16 protein-coding genes are annotated in these 15403 nt (G+C 51.8%); 5 read left to right on the forward strand and 11 right to left on the reverse strand.

Translation table 11 applies throughout. The features are described 5' to 3' along the window. Positions 1-231 precede the first annotated feature (231 nt). Positions 232-1674: a sulfatase gene (locus AB1656_24030; protein MEW6238466.1), complete on the forward strand. Its 1443-nt coding sequence runs from the start codon at positions 232-234 to the stop codon at positions 1672-1674. Positions 1675-1774: 100 nt separating this feature from the next. Then, the gene (locus AB1656_24035; GenBank protein ID MEW6238467.1) at positions 1775-2053 is read left to right on the forward strand and encodes a hypothetical protein; all 279 of its coding nucleotides are present in this window, start codon (positions 1775-1777) and stop codon (positions 2051-2053) included. A gap of 22 nt (positions 2054-2075) precedes the next feature. Here AB1656_24035 and AB1656_24040 read toward each other — a convergent pair whose 3' ends face one another. The 11 genes from AB1656_24040 to AB1656_24090 form a co-directional block, all read right to left on the reverse strand. Next, positions 2076-3779 (reverse strand): FAD-dependent oxidoreductase, encoded by a 1704-nt coding sequence (locus AB1656_24040; protein MEW6238468.1) that lies wholly within the window; start codon positions 3777-3779, stop codon positions 2076-2078. A 230-nt stretch (positions 3780-4009) separates the two neighbouring features. Continuing rightward, positions 4010-4228, reverse strand: a complete 219-nt coding sequence (locus AB1656_24045) for a DUF2283 domain-containing protein (protein MEW6238469.1) — start codon at positions 4226-4228, stop codon at positions 4010-4012. Positions 4229-4293: 65 nt separating this feature from the next. Further along, entirely contained in the window at positions 4294-4566 is a 273-nt protein-coding gene (locus AB1656_24050; GenBank protein MEW6238470.1) for a type II toxin-antitoxin system RelE/ParE family toxin, read from the reverse strand. Continuing rightward, complete coding sequence (locus tag AB1656_24055; protein MEW6238471.1) at positions 4563-4844, reverse strand: type II toxin-antitoxin system Phd/YefM family antitoxin; 282 nt, start codon at positions 4842-4844, stop codon at positions 4563-4565. Before AB1656_24055 ends, AB1656_24050 begins: the two co-directional genes overlap by 4 nt. Positions 4845-4914: 70 nt before the next feature. After that, positions 4915-5115, reverse strand: a complete 201-nt coding sequence (locus AB1656_24060) for a hypothetical protein (protein MEW6238472.1) — start codon at positions 5113-5115, stop codon at positions 4915-4917. A gap of 57 nt (positions 5116-5172) precedes the next feature. Further along, positions 5173-5820, reverse strand: a complete 648-nt coding sequence (locus AB1656_24065; protein ID MEW6238473.1) for a cobalamin-dependent protein — start codon at positions 5818-5820, stop codon at positions 5173-5175. Between the two features lie 10 nt (positions 5821-5830). Beyond that, complete coding sequence (locus AB1656_24070) at positions 5831-5998, reverse strand: hypothetical protein (GenBank protein MEW6238474.1); 168 nt, start codon at positions 5996-5998, stop codon at positions 5831-5833. Positions 5999-6450: 452 nt separating this feature from the next. Then, positions 6451-7650 (reverse strand): uroporphyrinogen decarboxylase family protein, encoded by a 1200-nt coding sequence (locus AB1656_24075; protein MEW6238475.1) that lies wholly within the window; start codon positions 7648-7650, stop codon positions 6451-6453. A 582-nt stretch (positions 7651-8232) separates the two neighbouring features. Next, positions 8233-11448 (reverse strand): efflux RND transporter permease subunit, encoded by a 3216-nt coding sequence (locus AB1656_24080; protein MEW6238476.1) that lies wholly within the window; start codon positions 11446-11448, stop codon positions 8233-8235. Between the two features lie 8 nt (positions 11449-11456). Then, positions 11457-12527 (reverse strand): efflux RND transporter periplasmic adaptor subunit, encoded by a 1071-nt coding sequence (locus AB1656_24085; GenBank protein ID MEW6238477.1) that lies wholly within the window; start codon positions 12525-12527, stop codon positions 11457-11459. Positions 12528-12667: 140 nt separating this feature from the next. Continuing rightward, entirely contained in the window at positions 12668-13282 is a 615-nt protein-coding gene (locus AB1656_24090; protein MEW6238478.1) for a prepilin-type N-terminal cleavage/methylation domain-containing protein, read from the reverse strand. A 304-nt stretch (positions 13283-13586) separates the two neighbouring features. Here AB1656_24090 and AB1656_24095 point away from each other — a divergent pair, with 304 nt between their 5' ends. The 3 genes from AB1656_24095 to AB1656_24105 all read left to right on the forward strand — a co-directional run bounded on the left by AB1656_24095 (position 13587) and on the right by AB1656_24105 (position 15305). Beyond that, positions 13587-14102, forward strand: coding sequence for a toxin-antitoxin system HicB family antitoxin (locus tag AB1656_24095; GenBank protein ID MEW6238479.1), 516 nt, complete (start codon positions 13587-13589; stop codon positions 14100-14102). 47 nt (positions 14103-14149) lie between these two features. Next, positions 14150-14650, forward strand: coding sequence for a hypothetical protein (locus AB1656_24100; protein ID MEW6238480.1), 501 nt, complete (start codon positions 14150-14152; stop codon positions 14648-14650). A 79-nt stretch (positions 14651-14729) separates the two neighbouring features. Next, entirely contained in the window at positions 14730-15305 is a 576-nt protein-coding gene (locus AB1656_24105) for a thioredoxin family protein (GenBank protein ID MEW6238481.1), read from the forward strand. Positions 15306-15403: the final 98 nt, after the last annotated feature.

The following is a 15403-nucleotide window of genomic DNA, read 5'->3' on the forward strand; positions in this document are numbered from 1 at the left end:
TTTGATCGGCTCTACTAATTGGGGTTGAAATACTAACGCCGAAAGCGAAAGAACATTGGCTGCGTAACATGAGTGAATAAAACGCAATAACGAAATCCCGCCATCCAAACGAAAGCCGCGCTTAATCACCCCAAAAAGCGCGGCTTTGTTATTGTCGCATCGATCAAGCATCTTAACATAGAGAAAACGATGGTTTTAGAATAAATCATCTAAAAGATTGGAGTGATTATAATGAAATCCACGCGCCGCCTTTTCTTAAAACAAGCCAGCGCTTTTCCCGCGATTTTCGCCCTCAATGGTTGGAACCGCCAAGCGCAATCTTCACAGAAGATGAATGTTCTTTGGTTGATCGCCGAGGATATGGGGCTTGAACTCGGCTGTTATGGCGATTCTTTAGTTCAGACGCCGCATCTCGACCGGCTGGCGAGCGAGGGAGTCAAGTTTACTAACGCCTTCTCGACGGCGCCCGTCTGTTCCGCTTCCCGCTCCGCTTTTATGACCGGCATGTATCAGACCTCGATCGGCGCTCATAACCACCGCAGCCATCGCCGCGATGGATATCGCTTGCCCGAAGGCGTCCAATTGTTGACGGATTATTTCCGCGATGAGGGCTATTTCACCGCCAACGTCAAAACGGCGGCGCCCGGCGTTGTGGGAACACAGAAAACGGATTTCAATTTTACCGTCGAACGTCCCTTCGACGGGACGGATTGGAACCAACGCCAACCGAGGCAGCCCTTTTTCGCCCAAATCAATTTTTCCGAAGCCCATCGCAATTTCAAGCCTGTGAAAGAAAACGCCGTAGATCCCGATAAAGTGGTTTTGCCGCCCTATTACCCCGATCATCCCATAGCCCGGCAAGATTGGGCGCTCTATCTGGACGCCATCAGCGTTCTCGACCAAAAAATCGGCGCAGTTTTAAAGCGGCTCGATGAGGAAGGATTGGCGGATCGTACCATCGTCGTTTTCATGGGCGACAATGGCCGCTGCCACGTGCGCGGCAAACAATGGCTTTACGACGGCGGCATCCGCATTCCCCTCATTGTGCGCTGGCCCGGCCAAGTCCAAGCAGGAACTGAACGGGAGAGCATGGTCAGCTCCATCGATATATCGGCTACTTGTTTGACGATCGCGGGCGTGGAAATTCCCCTAAAAATGCAAGGCAGCCCCTTGTTTGGACCGTTGGCGAAAGAGCGCGAATATATCGTCGCCGCCCGCGACCGCTGCGACGAAACCGTGGATCGCATCCGTTGCGTCCGCACCCAGCGCTTCAAATACATCAGGAATTATTTCACCGAAAAACCCTATAGCCAACTCAATCGTTATAAAGAGACGCAGTATCCCGTAATGCGTCTCCTGCGCCGCCTTCACGACGAGGGAAAATTGACGCCGGAACAGGAACTCTTTATGGCCCCAACCCGGCCGCCGGAGGAATTGTACAATCTGGTCGATGATCCTAACGAATTGCGCAATCTGGCCCAGAATCCCGCTCAATCTTCCACCTTGAAGGAGATGCGGGAGACGCTCGATCGCTGGATGAGAGAAACGGGAGACCAAGGCGGCGTCCCTGAGGACCCCGCCGCGATCCAGGAATTCGAAGAGCAAATGAAAAAAACTTATTACGAAAAATTGAAAAAAATCTACGCCCAGGAAGGCATGAAATGGATTTGGTAAATAGGGGTAAAAGGCTCTTTCATCATTAGTCGTTTTCTCTTTTTTTGTGTTACACTATCCTCTAAATCCAACCGCGACCGATTTATCGAAAGGCCGTTTCGTGAAAAAACTGTTTATATTCGCTTTATTGGCGTTGTTCTGTTCGGGATGTTCAGGATTATCCATCCCTGTAAACCAAATCTTGCCCTTCTTCTTAATCGATCAACGCAACTTTTCGCCTAGCGGCGAAAAGGATGACTGCTTGAAGGAGACGCCTTCGCTTGATTTCCCCTCTACCACTCCCCTCTTTCTGGTCAATGATTTCCCATTCCCCCAACAGCCCAATCGCTACGGCCCTCTTCGCTACTCGATGGAAGAGAGCCATCCTGACAACGTTTGATTTATCCATTCCCCTGATGCGATTATCTAGGCGTTACTTTCGGCCAAGCCGTAGCAATGCCTTGCGAGCGGATCATGCTTTGAAAATCCTCCAGTTTCGTCTTGGCGTTGCGGATGCCGCGTGGGCTTTCCTTGTGGCTTAAGGCGAAGACGGCCAGCATACCCGCCGCCTCGCCGATATTCCATTCTACCGGATGCAGCCGGTAGCAGCCGTTGGTGATATGAGTAACGCCCAGATTCTTACAGGCGGGCAACAGGTTTTCCATTCGTTGCGGAATCAACGCGCCCAATGGAATTTGATAAGGCAGGCTGCTGATGTCGATATAGTTATCCCCGCCCGTGCTGGGGTGAAGATCGATGCGATAGCTGCCGATGCCCACGGAATCGGGGAAAAACTCCGCCTGAACTTCCTCTCGTTTTTGCCCTGTCGCTTCCATGCGGGAGTCCGTCCCTACATGATGTTCCAACACCGTGAATTCTGCCTTGATGCGCCGCGATTCGCGGATGTAGGGATATTTCGCCAGCCCATGCTCCGTCCCCAACAGATCGCCGCGCAGCCGCAATCCCGGCCATCCGGTTCCGCCATCGGGACGGGGCGCTTCCGTTTGCATCCAATAAAGCAGGGAATAACTCAATTGCATGGCGCCGTGCAGATGTTGGCGCCGTTCTTCATTCGAAACCTCGAACAGATTGCCTAGCAGGTAATCGTTCATAGGCCAATTCACCAGCGTGATGTCGCTGTCGTAGGTTCCCTCGGCGAAGTTCCGTTTATGGACGATGCGCCGGTAATGCCAAAAGCCGTAATACTCGCCTCGGCTTTCGCGTTGGGGATCGCAAAGCCGCTCGATAGGCTCTAACGTAACGGGATGCGTATAGGTCCAACTCAGCAATTTCCCCGGCCATGCAGGCGCCAGTTGCGGAATATAATCGCGCCAAAAATTGTAATTTTCCGGTTTGTCGATAACACAGTTCTCTCCCTCCAGCCAGTCCATGGCGAAGCACCAAGTGCAGGATTGCATGTTTTGCGGCTGCGCTTCGCTGGGAGCGTGCTTCTCGCCCGTATCCTTCTGCGCTTCGAATCCCGTAACGTATTCCGTTCCCGTCAACGGCAGAAGATCGCCCATTTCCGTTGCGTCGATGAAATAAGGCGCCGATAACGCCGTCAAATCCCCCGTCTTTGCGTTGCGCGCCAATACGGTCTTCACTCGGTCTCCGTCTACGTCGGCGGCGCAGGCCGTATGATCCAACAGCAGCGTCAAGCGCCCGCCGCTGAGATAAGGCGCGAACAACTCGGTCAACGCCGCCAGACCGACGCGCGGCTCATGGCAAAGATAGGAAACTCCGCCGTCGCCGGGATTGAGATTCCAGCGTCCCCGCGCCTCCGCCGTCAGGGGGTAGCAGCGGCGGTAAATCTCGCGGATTCTTTCCCGCAGCTGCCGATAGGAAAGCGTCCCGCCAAAGGTTTCGATCCAAGGATTCTCGTCCGGCGGCACGCCTTGCTGCGTCATCTGCCCGCCGATCCAATCCGTCTCCTCGGTCATGATGACCTTCAGCCCATTGCGCAACGCCGCCAAGGCTGCCGCGCAGCCGCCCAATCCGCCGCCGATGATAACGATGTCGGCGCTCAATTCTCTCCGCTTGCCGGTTTCCTCCGCCGCCGCGAAATTCGCAGGAGTCAAAAGGGCGGGTGTAAAGCTCATTGCGCTAAGAAACGATCGTCGATCCATAACCATGTCCTATCTTCATTTCAATTTTGTCGCGTAAGGAGAAATAACTTTTTTCCTATACGCGCATAAACGGCTGACTCGGCGGGAGAAAATTACTGAATATCCCTTTCGCTCGCTTCGAGCGTTGCGTTATTCATAATTTGTCCAAAGACGAATTACTTGGATTACTCTCTCTTTCTCAAGTGATTGGTATACTAACCAATGTGCACCATCGTCATACGCATAGATCTTCAGGCCGTTAGCTTCTCGACTTCGGCGGGAATCTTGCTCAAACTGATTTCCCGAAGATCGACCTTGCGGCTGGCATTGTCAATATCGATGCCCGCTATATTTCCTGCCTCATCGTAATCCACAACGACGCCCTCGGATATTTCCACAGAATCGACGCTGGGCTTGGAAATCAAGTCAATGTATAGCGAATCCGTATCTTTGTAATAGCTTAGTTTCATTTTTTGAATCTCCTGTCTGGGAATGCGCTATGATCCCTCGTTAACGCATAGGAACAACCGAATAACTATGATTTTGGCGCTTTAGGGAGCTGCGCGCCATGCCAAACTGCCGCAATCCAGACAACATCTCCTTTTATTCTATAAAAGAACCGGTATGGCGATACGATTACCTCTCGGTAAGGAAACTCTGGAAACTCCGGTATAATTTTTCCGGATTCAGGAAAATCCTTAAGCCTGCGTAAAACCAATTCCGTTCGCTTGCGGAAACGAAGCGCCGCTGAAGGTTTGTCGCGCCTTATGTAAGCAAGAACAGATAAAAGCGTAAAAAGAATCTTCACGATGGCTCATCGGAAAGAAGCGAATCGGCTTCGGCAAGGACCGCGTCTAAATCATAGCCCTCGCCTAACTCGATCTCACGCTCACCCTTCGCTAATAGACGCAGGATTTCGTTATCGCGCTCGGATTGTTTATAGGCTTCGATGCCGAGCATAACGGCGGCAGCTCGCCCTTTTTGCGTAATAATAAGGGGTTCCTTAGAATTCTTAACTTGATTCAGAACCTTAGCCGCATCCTGCCTCAAATCGCTCATCGGAATGATATTCGATAATTTTTTCATGATTCGTCTTTCTTAATAGACAGTGGAAACGCATAGCAGTCAGACCGGAAATTCGAAGTAGTGAAAGATTTCAAATTTCCCTCGTCTTTCCCGCTTTATGCTCCGCCAAAGCCTCCTGCGCCAGTGCGTCGAGTTTGCCCGCCTTTATATCCTGCTCGATTTCTCGATCCCATTCGTCCGCATCGAACTCGTAGAACCAACTTCGAAAGGCAGCTAATTCAGCGGAAGAAAGTTGACGAATATCTTTTTCGATCTCTTCGAGCCTTGTCATAGATTTATCCTCCAACAGCGGCGGCGATTCGCTGATATTATACACTGCGTAAGATCGTCAAGCCACCATATTCCCTCTCGCCACCGCCGCCGCGTGGTTTACGGCGTCTACGGGGGTTCGTCCGTAATAGTCGCAGCCGGTCATGTTGGACAAGCGGTCGGAGGCCGCCGCTCCGCCTAGCATGATGGAGATTTTTTCTCGCAGTCCCGCCGCTTTGAACGCTTCGACCGTTTTCGCCACCGATTTGTAGCAGGTCGTCAGCAGCACGCTCATGCCTACCAGCATGGCGTTTTTTTCTTGAGCGGCCTGGACGAATTTTTCCGGCGGGACGTTGATGCCCAGATCGACGACGTCGTAGCCTGAGCCGCGCAGCATCATGACGACGATGTCTTTGCCGATGTTATGGATGTCGTTCTGCACCGTGCCCATCACAACGCAGCCCGCCGACGGCGGACGGGGAGCGTCTTTCAGCAGCGGCTCCAGATCGCTTACAACTTTATCCATGATTTTCCCGGCGAGGATCAATTCGGGGATGAAGCAATCCCCTTGATCGAAGCGGCGGCCCAATTCGGTCATGCCTTGATGGCATTGGGACAAGATATCCATCGCCGACGCGCCCGCGCCTTTCATCTGCGCGATCAGAGAAAGCGCTTCGTCTTCTTGTAAGGAACATAAAGCTTGCGCCAAGGGAGTTAGTTCGGTCATTGCAGGCTCCTCAGAATTGGATTAAACAAAACCATACATACAAATAGGCGAGCAGGTCGTTGTCTTCCCACGCTTTTTGTACGATTTTTTCGTCGCCCAGGATTTTTTCGTATTCCTTGCGCTTCACTTCCCAGGGAATGCAAACGCCGGGTTTCAGTGTTTTCTCTTGATCGGTCATTGGAATTCTCCTAAATGATGAGTGATGAGTGATGAGCCGCCACACCGAGGGAATCGGCGATAGCAGAAAGAAAAAGGATTGAGGAGTCTTGGCTCGGCGGGAGCCTCGCCCTCCCTTCTTGTTTGAAGGTGAATTGCGGGAGGGCGAATCTCCGTTTTTCCCCCTGCGTCCGGCATCGCGGCATGTCATTTCGAGGGAGCGCAGCGACCGAGAAATCTTCAACCCGCGTGTGGAAGGATTTCTCGCTATCGCTCGAAATGACAGAGTCGCAGCATGACAGAGCCGTGATGAGCCTGCCAGCTTTCTGTTTTCTTAGGAGTGATGAAAAAAGATTATTCATGATCGGAAACGATCTTCTCCTTGCCAACCAGTCTCCCAGTCTCCCAGTCTCCCAGTCTCCCATTGGTGGGCTACGCTTCGCTTTGAGCCCACCCTACATAAATTTTCTTCGTTCAATAAACGCCGTATTCTACCGTGAAGTCGGTCATGGCTTTGACGTTTTCTACTTGAGGATCGTCCTGCATGATGGCGCCCGCGTCCATGATGTAGCCGCCGTCTTGGGCTACGCCGTCGATGACTCTTTTGCAATATTCCCGCACTTCATCCGGCGTTCCGAAGGTGAGCAGTTCGTTGGGAATGCCGCCGCTGAGGCAGAATTTATGGCCGACGGCCTTATGCACGGCGAAGATGTCGCCGCGGTCGACATGATAGATAATGGAACGTTCGGGCAGTTTGGCGATATGCTGCAAATGGCGGTCCCAATCGCCTTCGGCGTAAAAGAGAACCTGATGGCCGAGTTTCCATATCTCCTCGATGATCTGCTTCATCATTGGCCAGCTGAAGCGTTCGAACTGTTCGTAGGAGATGAAGGGAACGCAGCCGCGATGCAGCCATATGGAGATGGGGACGTTTTTGCTGGGATCGGCGCCCGCCAGCGCGTTGAACATCATGTGCGGCATCAACGCTTCGCAGGCGGCTTCGACTTTTTTCGGCTGCTTGAAGAGGTCAGAGCACAGCGGAATGAAGCCGCGCAGTTTGTCGGCGAGGATGTCGAAGGGCGATTTCAGGCAGCCGGATATGGCGCCGACGGTGCCCGATTCCGCCCGCAGGCGCGCGTTTTGCTCGCCGAATTTGTTGAAATAGGTCAACATTCCCATGCCGCCCTTGAGCCAGGAAAGGTTGTTGCGAAAAGTGTTGGGCTGGCCGTTAGCGGCGACGTCGAGGTTGACGCGGGGCATCCAGACATTGGCGAGGAAACCGGTGGGATCTTCGATCAGCAGATCGTACTCGTCCGCGCGCATATAAGCGTTCTCTTCGTCCTTGGGTTCGATGTACTGAAAAGCGCTGTCGGGAGGGCAATCGACGCCGGGGATATGATAGTATTTCGTTCCCACGGAATCGACGAGGCCGGTCCAAACGTAAACCATATTGCCGACGGTGGCGTCCCAGTTAAAATCGGCGGCGCATTGGCGGACGGCGGCGAAAGCCAGGTCGAAGTCGTGCGTAACCTGCTGGCAGGTATAGCCCGCGTATTTCCCGGCAAATTCCGCCGCAAACGGGCGGATGGGAATGCGGTCCGGCTTTTCGTTGCGCATGGCAGCGACGTACCGCTTCAGTCTCTCTTGGTACAACTGCTCCATTTTCTCGCTCATAGGAAAATATCCCTTCATTTGCGAATCGATTTTAACGAATGCTTTTTCATTAAAGTACTATAAGGAGAATGGCTACGCTTCGCTTTGATCCCACCCTACGCGACTGCGCGACTGCGTTTTTGAATCACGAAACCGCGAAAAAACTCGAATTCCACGAATTTTTCGAATCGTGGATATGACGGTTTTTGGGGATTCCACGAAAAATGCCTTTTCACAGCTTGATTTCTTGCCCCAGTGTTTTTTTCGCTTTTTTTCGTGCATTTCTTTTTCATTTCGTGTTTTCGTGATTCAAAACGATGATCGCCATAGAACCATTCAACTTTTTATTGCGCGTAACATGAATTAATTGTATAAGATATTCGGTATTTCTTCGCCCCCATATCGATGAAGAATATTGAAATTCCAATTCTATTCGATTACCAAATGAAAGGGCGTTCGTCAAGCGAAACAGCCGGAATTCCTAACGAAATCCCGGCTGCTCTCCACGGCTTTTATCAGGAATGGTCATGGGCGGAAAAAAAACTTCGCCTTTGCCACCCCAAATTCATCATTCATCATTCATCATTCATCACTCATCATTCATCATTGCTTTTCATGTCCGAACAATAAATTATAAATCACAGGAATGACGATCAATGTAAACAGCGTCGAAGCGAAAATGCCGAAGATGATCGACCACGCCAAGCCGCTGAAAATCGGATCCAGCGTTATGACGATATTGCCAAGCAGCGACGTGCCCGCTGTCAGCACGATGGGCCGCAGGCGCACCGCTCCCGACTCGATCAGAGCGTCCCTCAGCGATTTTCCTTCTTTGAGAGCGTTATGAATAAAGTCGATGAGGATGATGGCGTTGCGCACGACAATTCCCGCCAGCGCGATCATGCCAATCATCGCTGTCGCCGTGAAGAAAGTGGGGTCTTGATAGCCGCCGACGGGATGGTTGGTTAACAGATTGAGCAAGAAAAAGCCGGGCATGATGCCGATCATCGTCAAAGGTATGGCGATCATGATTACCACCGGCATGAAGAAGGAGCCGGTTTCGATAATCAAGAGAATATAGATGCCCAACAGAGCCGCCCCGAAGGCGATGCCGAGATCGCGGAAAACATCGAGGGTGATATTCCATTCGCCCTCGCCGCTCCAATGGATCGTGAATCCCGGCGGCAAGGGATTTTTCTTAAAGTGGGATTGCAATTCGAGAATAGCCTCCGCTGGAGCGCGTCCCGCCATCTCGGCGAAGACGTAGACGACGCGTTCAAGATTTTTGTGATAAATGGAGATGTCCTGCGTGGTCTTTTTGAATTTTCCCAATTCCGCCATCTGCACCAATTCTCCCGAATCGCCATGCACGGCGACGCGAGCGAGACGGTCGGGGCTGGAGCGTTCGTCGCGAGGCAAGCGCAGGCGGATCGTCAAAGGATTTCTTTCCGAAGGAGCATGCACCGCTCCGGCGTCAATGCCGCCCAATGCGATTTTCAGATTCTGGGCGATAGTTTCGGGAGTAACGCCATTCAACGCTGCCTTCTCCCGATCCACTTCGAAGACGAATTTCGGTTGAGCGTATTCCACCGTATCGTCCACATCGACCATGGCGTAAACTTTCTCCATTTGGGCGCGCACGGTCTTGGCCGCCGCGACGATCTCGTCGTAGGATTTCTCCGGCGTTCCATAGATTTCCGCCACGACGGTGGCGATGACGGGCGGCCCCGGCGGCGCTTCCACGATTTTTACGTTGGCCGAATATTTTTTAGCGATGGCGGTAATGTCGTTGCGCAGCCGGAGGGCGATAGTATGGCTCTGCTGCTTGCGGTATTTCTTGTGGGCGAGATTGATGCGGATGTCGGCCATATTCTCGGACTGGCGGAAGTAGTAATGACGCACCATGCCGTTGAAGTCCATCGGCGAGGAGGTTCCCACATAGGAAGTAAAATCGGTAACTTCGGGGACGCGGCGCAGAAAATCCTCATACTCGCGCGCAACGGCGTCGGTCTGCTCCAACGTCGTCCCTTCCGGCATGTCGATGACGAGTTGCAGTTCGTTTTTGTTGTCGAACGGCAGCATCTTCAACGGCACCCAACCATAAATGGCGGGCAATGCCGAGGCGAACAACAAGACGATTACCCCCAAAACCAAAAGATAAGAAAGCGGACGCGAGTCAATGAAGGGACCGAGGATGGCGTTATATAGCCGATAGACGACGCTGGATTTGAGATTATACCCTTCTTCCTTGGCCTCGGCGTAAACCTTCTTCATGACGTGATACGTCATCCAAGGCGTAACGGTAAAAGCTACCAGCAGCGACATCAGCATTGCCAGAGGAACATTTAGCGCCATCGGCGCCATATAGGGTCCCATCATGCCCGTGATGAAAAACATGGGGAGAAACGAGACAATAACCGCCAGCGTAGCCAGAATGACGGGCGGACGCACTTCATCCACGGCGTACAATACCGAATCGCGCGGCCCCCGGATTTTCAAGGCGAAGTGGCGATAGATATTTTCCACATCCACAATAGGATCGTCGACGACCAGCCCCAACGACAACGTCAACGCGAAGAGCGTCACCCGGTTGATGGTGTAGCCGAGAAGCAAGTTGAAGAAGAGCGTCAACGCGAAGGCGATGGGCACGGCGAAGGCGACGATCAATCCTTCGCGCCATCCCAAGATATAAGAGATAAGAGCGATGACGGTGATGACGGCGACAAGCAGACCCTCCACCAGTTCGTTGACTTTGTCGTTGGCCGTCTCTCCGTAATTACGCGTAATGAGGACATGGACATTGTCAGGGATGACATGACGCTTGATCTCTTCCAATCGCGAGAGAATTTCGTCCACCACCCAGACGGCGTTGGTTCCTTTGGTTTTGGCGAAAGCGATCGTCACCGCCGGGACGCTTTTGTTCATCGTCTCTTTCGAAATGTTGACCTTATGATGAGCAGCGGGGCCGAATCCAGCGCGGGTATATGTTTCCATTTCCGCCGGTCCGTCGATGATATTGACGACGTCGCGCAGATAGACGGGCTGGGATTCATAGACGCCGACCACCAGGTTCTTCAATTCTTCGATCGAACCGAAAACCGTCGATCCTTCCAATAGAATGTCGGCGTTGTCCTTTTCGTAGGAACCGGCGGGAATGTTGACGTTCGTTGCGCGGATTTTTTCCACGATGTCCAACGGAGACAATGAATAAGCCATTAATCGTTCGCGGTCGAATTCGATGCGCACCTGCCGCGGCGGACCGCCGACGATGAACGTGTTGCCCACATTCTTCACTCCTTGCAGGCGATCGATCGCTTCTTCGGCAACGCGGCGCAGCGTATAGATATCCGCGTCATCGCTATAGAGCGTCAAATTCAAAATAGGAACATCGTCTATCTCGACAGGCTTGACCACCCAGCCGGAAACTATCGAGGGAACTTTATCGATATTGGATTCGATTTTGTTGTATAACTTAAGCAGGCTTTTTTCCCGATCCTGTCCGACGTAAAAACGCACGGTAACGACGGCCTGGCCGGGGCGCGATGTGGAATAGACGTACTCCACGCCGTCAATCTGCCACAGTAATTTTTCCAGCCGCGTAGCCACAAGCCGCTCCACCTCTTCGGCGGACGCGCCCGGCGCGCTGACGTATACATCCGCGAAGGGCACGACGATCTGCGGCTCTTCCTCGCGGGGCGTAATCATTAATGCCGCCATTCCCGCCACCAGGGAAAGCAGGATGAGGACGATGGAAAGATTCGAATCGAGAAAGACGGCGACGATCTTGCTGAAAAACGAGAGATGCTTCTTCGGTTCCACGATCCACCTCACGCTTTCCGAGACGGAACGACGATCTCATCGCCTTCCGACAGGCCGGAGAGTATCTCCACGTTCTTGTCGAATTTCATTCCCGTACGGATGGAACGAGTGGTCAATACGCCTTCTTTTTTCATGGTAACGATTTCCAATTGTCCCACCTTGCGCACGGCGTCCGCCGGAATGACGAGACATTTGACCGGGTCGAGCGGGATGCGGATGCGTCCATACATGCCGGGATAGATGCCTCCCTCTCGGGGAATGGAAACTTTGACGACGACGGAGCGGCTAGCTGGATTGGCGGAAGGAACGATCTCTTCCACCGTCCCCGTCATTTCCTGACTAATGGCGTCGATGACTACCGGCGCGGAATCGCCGATCTTCAGCCGCCCAGAAAGTTGTTCGCGCACGGCGACCTCGACGCGCAGATTGCTGGGATCGTACATGGTGAGAAGGGTTTTGCCGGGAGTGGCGATATCGCCGGGATCGCAGTATTTCTCGGTGATGGTCCCATCGATGGGGGCGAAGATTTTAGCGTTGGAAAGCATCACGTCCGCTTCTCGCACTTGTTGGTTGGCTTGTTCCAAGCGCGCCGCAGCGATTTGTTCGGCGTTGGCGGCGTCGTCCAACGTATTTTGAGTGATGGATTGGGTTTTCAACAGCGATTCGAAGCGCTGCCGGTCTTTTTTCGCTTTATCCAATACGGCTTGAGCCGCTTCGACGGCGTTGCGGGTTTGCTGCAAACGGGCGCGCAGATCGCGGTCGTCCAGCGTAATTAGCAAATCGCCTTTCTTCGCCTGACTGCCGGGCCGGACGGCGACGGTTTCGATGGCGGCGAGAATTTTGCTGGCGATATTAGTCGTGCTGCGGGACTGAATGGAGCCGACGGCTTCGGCGCTCTGATCGGCCATGATATAGGTGGCGGCGACCGTAGACGCGTCTTTCGCTTCTTCTTGCCGATCCTCCAATAATCCGGGACCGATGCGTCCTTTGGTAAACGACCCCTGCATCCACATCAGCATCAGAAAGAGAACGGCAAGGCTTACAGTGGCTAATACGATATTCTTTACTATTTTCATCATGATTCACCCTATAATTATGTTATTTGGCCAATTTGCCAAATAGGAATACAGTAATTATTATAATGGCAAAATTCATGAATGCCAAACAGAAATTAGAAAAAATGATCTACTATCAAAAGAGCAAATCACAAATGAAGTAATTACGGCAACTTGCAGTCTTCAATATCCGCGTTGGCGCTGCTGGTTTTCGCCGTCAAATCGTCGCGCAGAAAGCCATGCTTCTCGTCCGCGATAATATCGCCTTTGGAAGTCAAGCCGTTCGTGGGATCGTAGGGACGCCGGGGATACGATTGGCGCGTCTTATCCGGCCCCCATCCCCAAACCCAATATGAGCCGTGCAGCGTATCGACAGGCAGGTTTTTTTTATGAGCGACGTATAGATACCACCCTACCGGCAAGCCGTCGCCGCGGTTGTCGCCGATGCGCACGCCGGTAATGTCGATAAAAGGATCAAAGGGTATCGTGGCGACAAAAGCGACGGGCGACGTCAATCCCGCCATATTGTACGTCGCCTCTATTTGTTCTTCGTCGCAAAGCCCGCACGGCCAGCCCGGCCGCCGGAAAGGAGGGCTGTTATGATCGATGCGGTACATGTTAACGGCGTCGGACAAGGTGCGTATATCGGCCATAGAGCGAGTCGCCAAAGCGCGCACCCGCGCATTGAGGAAATTGGGAACGGCGATCGCCGCCAATATCCCGATAATAGCGACGACGATCAACAGTTCAATTAAAGTAAAACCCTTCAAGCGCCGCATGACATTCTCCTCTCCTCGCTCATAGTCGAATTATCATCTCATAGAAAGGATGATTCTACAAGATTGCGATTAAAAGTGGGATTCGTTTCCTTAATTCATATTATGCCTGTTGGCAGAGCGGGCGTTCCGCTTGCAAAAGCGAAATACGATGAATGCAAAGATGCTCGCACTCCCATTTTAACTTACGCTATATAGGACGTTTCTGCATGAACCTTGTCTTATTCGCGATATTATATATGATATCATCAGTCTAACCTATAATCGCCAGACATGGAGAATTTATCCGAGGAAGATGATGAGCAAGATGAATCGTGATTTGAATTACTACATGTCTTTGCCGTATAAAATAGAAATCGAACCATTGCGAGAAGAGGATGGCGGCGGCTTCGAAGCCTTTATCCCTCAATTGGGCAGAATGACGATGACCGCCGCTGGCGACACGGAAGAAGAGGCTATACAAATACTAAGAGAAGTGAAGGAAACTCTCTTTTCTCATTGGATCGAAGAAGGTTTTCCCATTCCCGAACCGGAGGAGGAATCTCCCTACAACGGCAGAATTCTGGTTCGGACGACAAAAGAATTGCACCGGGAATTGGCTATCGAAGCCAAAAAACAGGGTGTAAGTCTTAACGCTTTTATCAACCAATCTCTTTTGTTGGGTTACACTTTTCAATCTTTCAAGATGAATCTGGAGAAGATTTGTTCCCATTGGTCGGCGGGCAGCGCTTCGCAATTTAAAATCGAATTGAATATCGGCGTTTCCGATTTTTCTTCTCTCGAATCTCTGCCGCCGGAGAACAAATTACATCTTGTCGCATAACCAAGGTTATGATAATGCCGAAAAAAAACGAAGAATCTTTGCAGATTTTGTTTCAACAATTCCGCGAATTCCTTCGGGAGTTGGAGCTCAAACGCATTTGGATCAGCCGCATTCACGCTGATTTGTTTGATGAAACTCCTAAAAAAAATGAATGTATCAATATTCATTTGAATAGCACAGCGGAATATAAAAATCTTGACGGCAACCGAGCAAAAGCGTCGACATCTTATCGATTATGCGCCGAAGATAACAATAAAAATGCGATCCTGAATATCGAGTTTGTAATCGATTCGGAATATGATTCCAAAACACCGTTTACGGATGAGTTGTTCGCCCTGTTTACGCAAAATGTCTTACCTTCTCAAGTCTATCCCTACGCTCGCGAATTTATCCAAAACGCCGCCGCTCGCATGGGATTTTCTCCTTTAACCATGCCGCTTTGGAAAGCGCCTCCAATTGCCTCGACTGCGAAGAAAAAAGCAGCGATGAAAAAATCCGACCCCAAAAAATCGGCGGCAAAGATTAAAACCCGATCTTCCAAAACTTAATAACATCGCAGGGATTCTCCATTCTCATTTTTAAAACCTCCTTTACAATATACAAAAACGTAAAGCGAGGTAAACGCTCATGGCTCATACACCCTCCACTATGCTTCCCTTAGGAACGGCGGCGCCGGATTTCTCGCTGCCGGATACGAAGGGGAATATCGTTTCTCTAAGCGATTTCGCCGATGCCCCCGCGCTGCTGGTTATGTTTATCTGCAACCATTGCCCCTTCGTCAAGCATGTGCGCGGCGAACTGGCGCGGCTGGGCGTGGATTACGCCCAACGCGGCGCCGCTATTGTCGCCATCAGCGCCAACGATGCGGAAAATTATCCCGACGATAGTCCCGCTAAAATGGCGGAAGAGGTTCAATCCGCCGGATACGTCTTTCCCTATCTCTACGACGAATCGCAAGAGATAGCTAAAGCGTATCGCGCCGCCTGCACGCCGGATTTCTTTCTTTTCGATAAAAATCGTAAACTCGCCTATCGGGGTCAATTGGACGACAGCCGTCCCGGCAACGATAAGCCCATTACCGGCGCCGATCTGCGAGCGGCTCTCGACTCCGTTTTGGCGGGTGAAGAATGTTCCATGGCGCAAAAGCCCAGCGCGGGATGCAATATCAAATGGAAAAAGGGAAACGAGCCGGATTACGCCTAGAACGCTCCGCTGGTTCACGAATTCCTAACGATTATCCTTCTTTTCTCGCCAATTTTTCGGGATAGGATAAAGCATGATTTTATTGTAAATATAGGAGC

Source organism: Candidatus Omnitrophota bacterium, from assembly GCA_040755155.1.
Lineage (GTDB): Bacteria > Hinthialibacterota > Hinthialibacteria > Hinthialibacterales > Hinthialibacteraceae > JBFMBP01.

Bases quoted from the DNA above. Each gene is read 5' to 3' on its own strand.
- AB1656_24075 (MEW6238475.1), bottom strand. From the start codon at position 7,650: ATGAGCGAGAAAATGGAGCAGTTGTACCAAGAGAGACTGAAGCGGTAC.
- AB1656_24105 (MEW6238481.1), top strand. From the start codon at position 14,730: ATGGCTCATACACCCTCCACTATGCTTCCCTTAGGAACGGCGGCGCCG.
- AB1656_24055 (MEW6238471.1), bottom strand. From the start codon at position 4,844: ATGAAAAAATTATCGAATATCATTCCGATGAGCGATTTGAGGCAGGAT.
- AB1656_24030 (MEW6238466.1), top strand. From the start codon at position 232: ATGAAATCCACGCGCCGCCTTTTCTTAAAACAAGCCAGCGCTTTTCCC.
- AB1656_24095 (MEW6238479.1), top strand. From the start codon at position 13,587: ATGAATCGTGATTTGAATTACTACATGTCTTTGCCGTATAAAATAGAA.
- AB1656_24090 (MEW6238478.1), bottom strand. From the start codon at position 13,282: ATGCGGCGCTTGAAGGGTTTTACTTTAATTGAACTGTTGATCGTCGTC.
- AB1656_24065 (MEW6238473.1), bottom strand. From the start codon at position 5,820: ATGACCGAACTAACTCCCTTGGCGCAAGCTTTATGTTCCTTACAAGAA.
- AB1656_24085 (MEW6238477.1), bottom strand. From the start codon at position 12,527: ATGATGAAAATAGTAAAGAATATCGTATTAGCCACTGTAAGCCTTGCC.
- AB1656_24070 (MEW6238474.1), bottom strand. From the start codon at position 5,998: ATGACCGATCAAGAGAAAACACTGAAACCCGGCGTTTGCATTCCCTGG.
- AB1656_24040 (MEW6238468.1), bottom strand. From the start codon at position 3,779: ATGGATCGACGATCGTTTCTTAGCGCAATGAGCTTTACACCCGCCCTT.
- AB1656_24060 (MEW6238472.1), bottom strand. From the start codon at position 5,115: ATGACAAGGCTCGAAGAGATCGAAAAAGATATTCGTCAACTTTCTTCC.
- AB1656_24045 (MEW6238469.1), bottom strand. From the start codon at position 4,228: ATGAAACTAAGCTATTACAAAGATACGGATTCGCTATACATTGACTTG.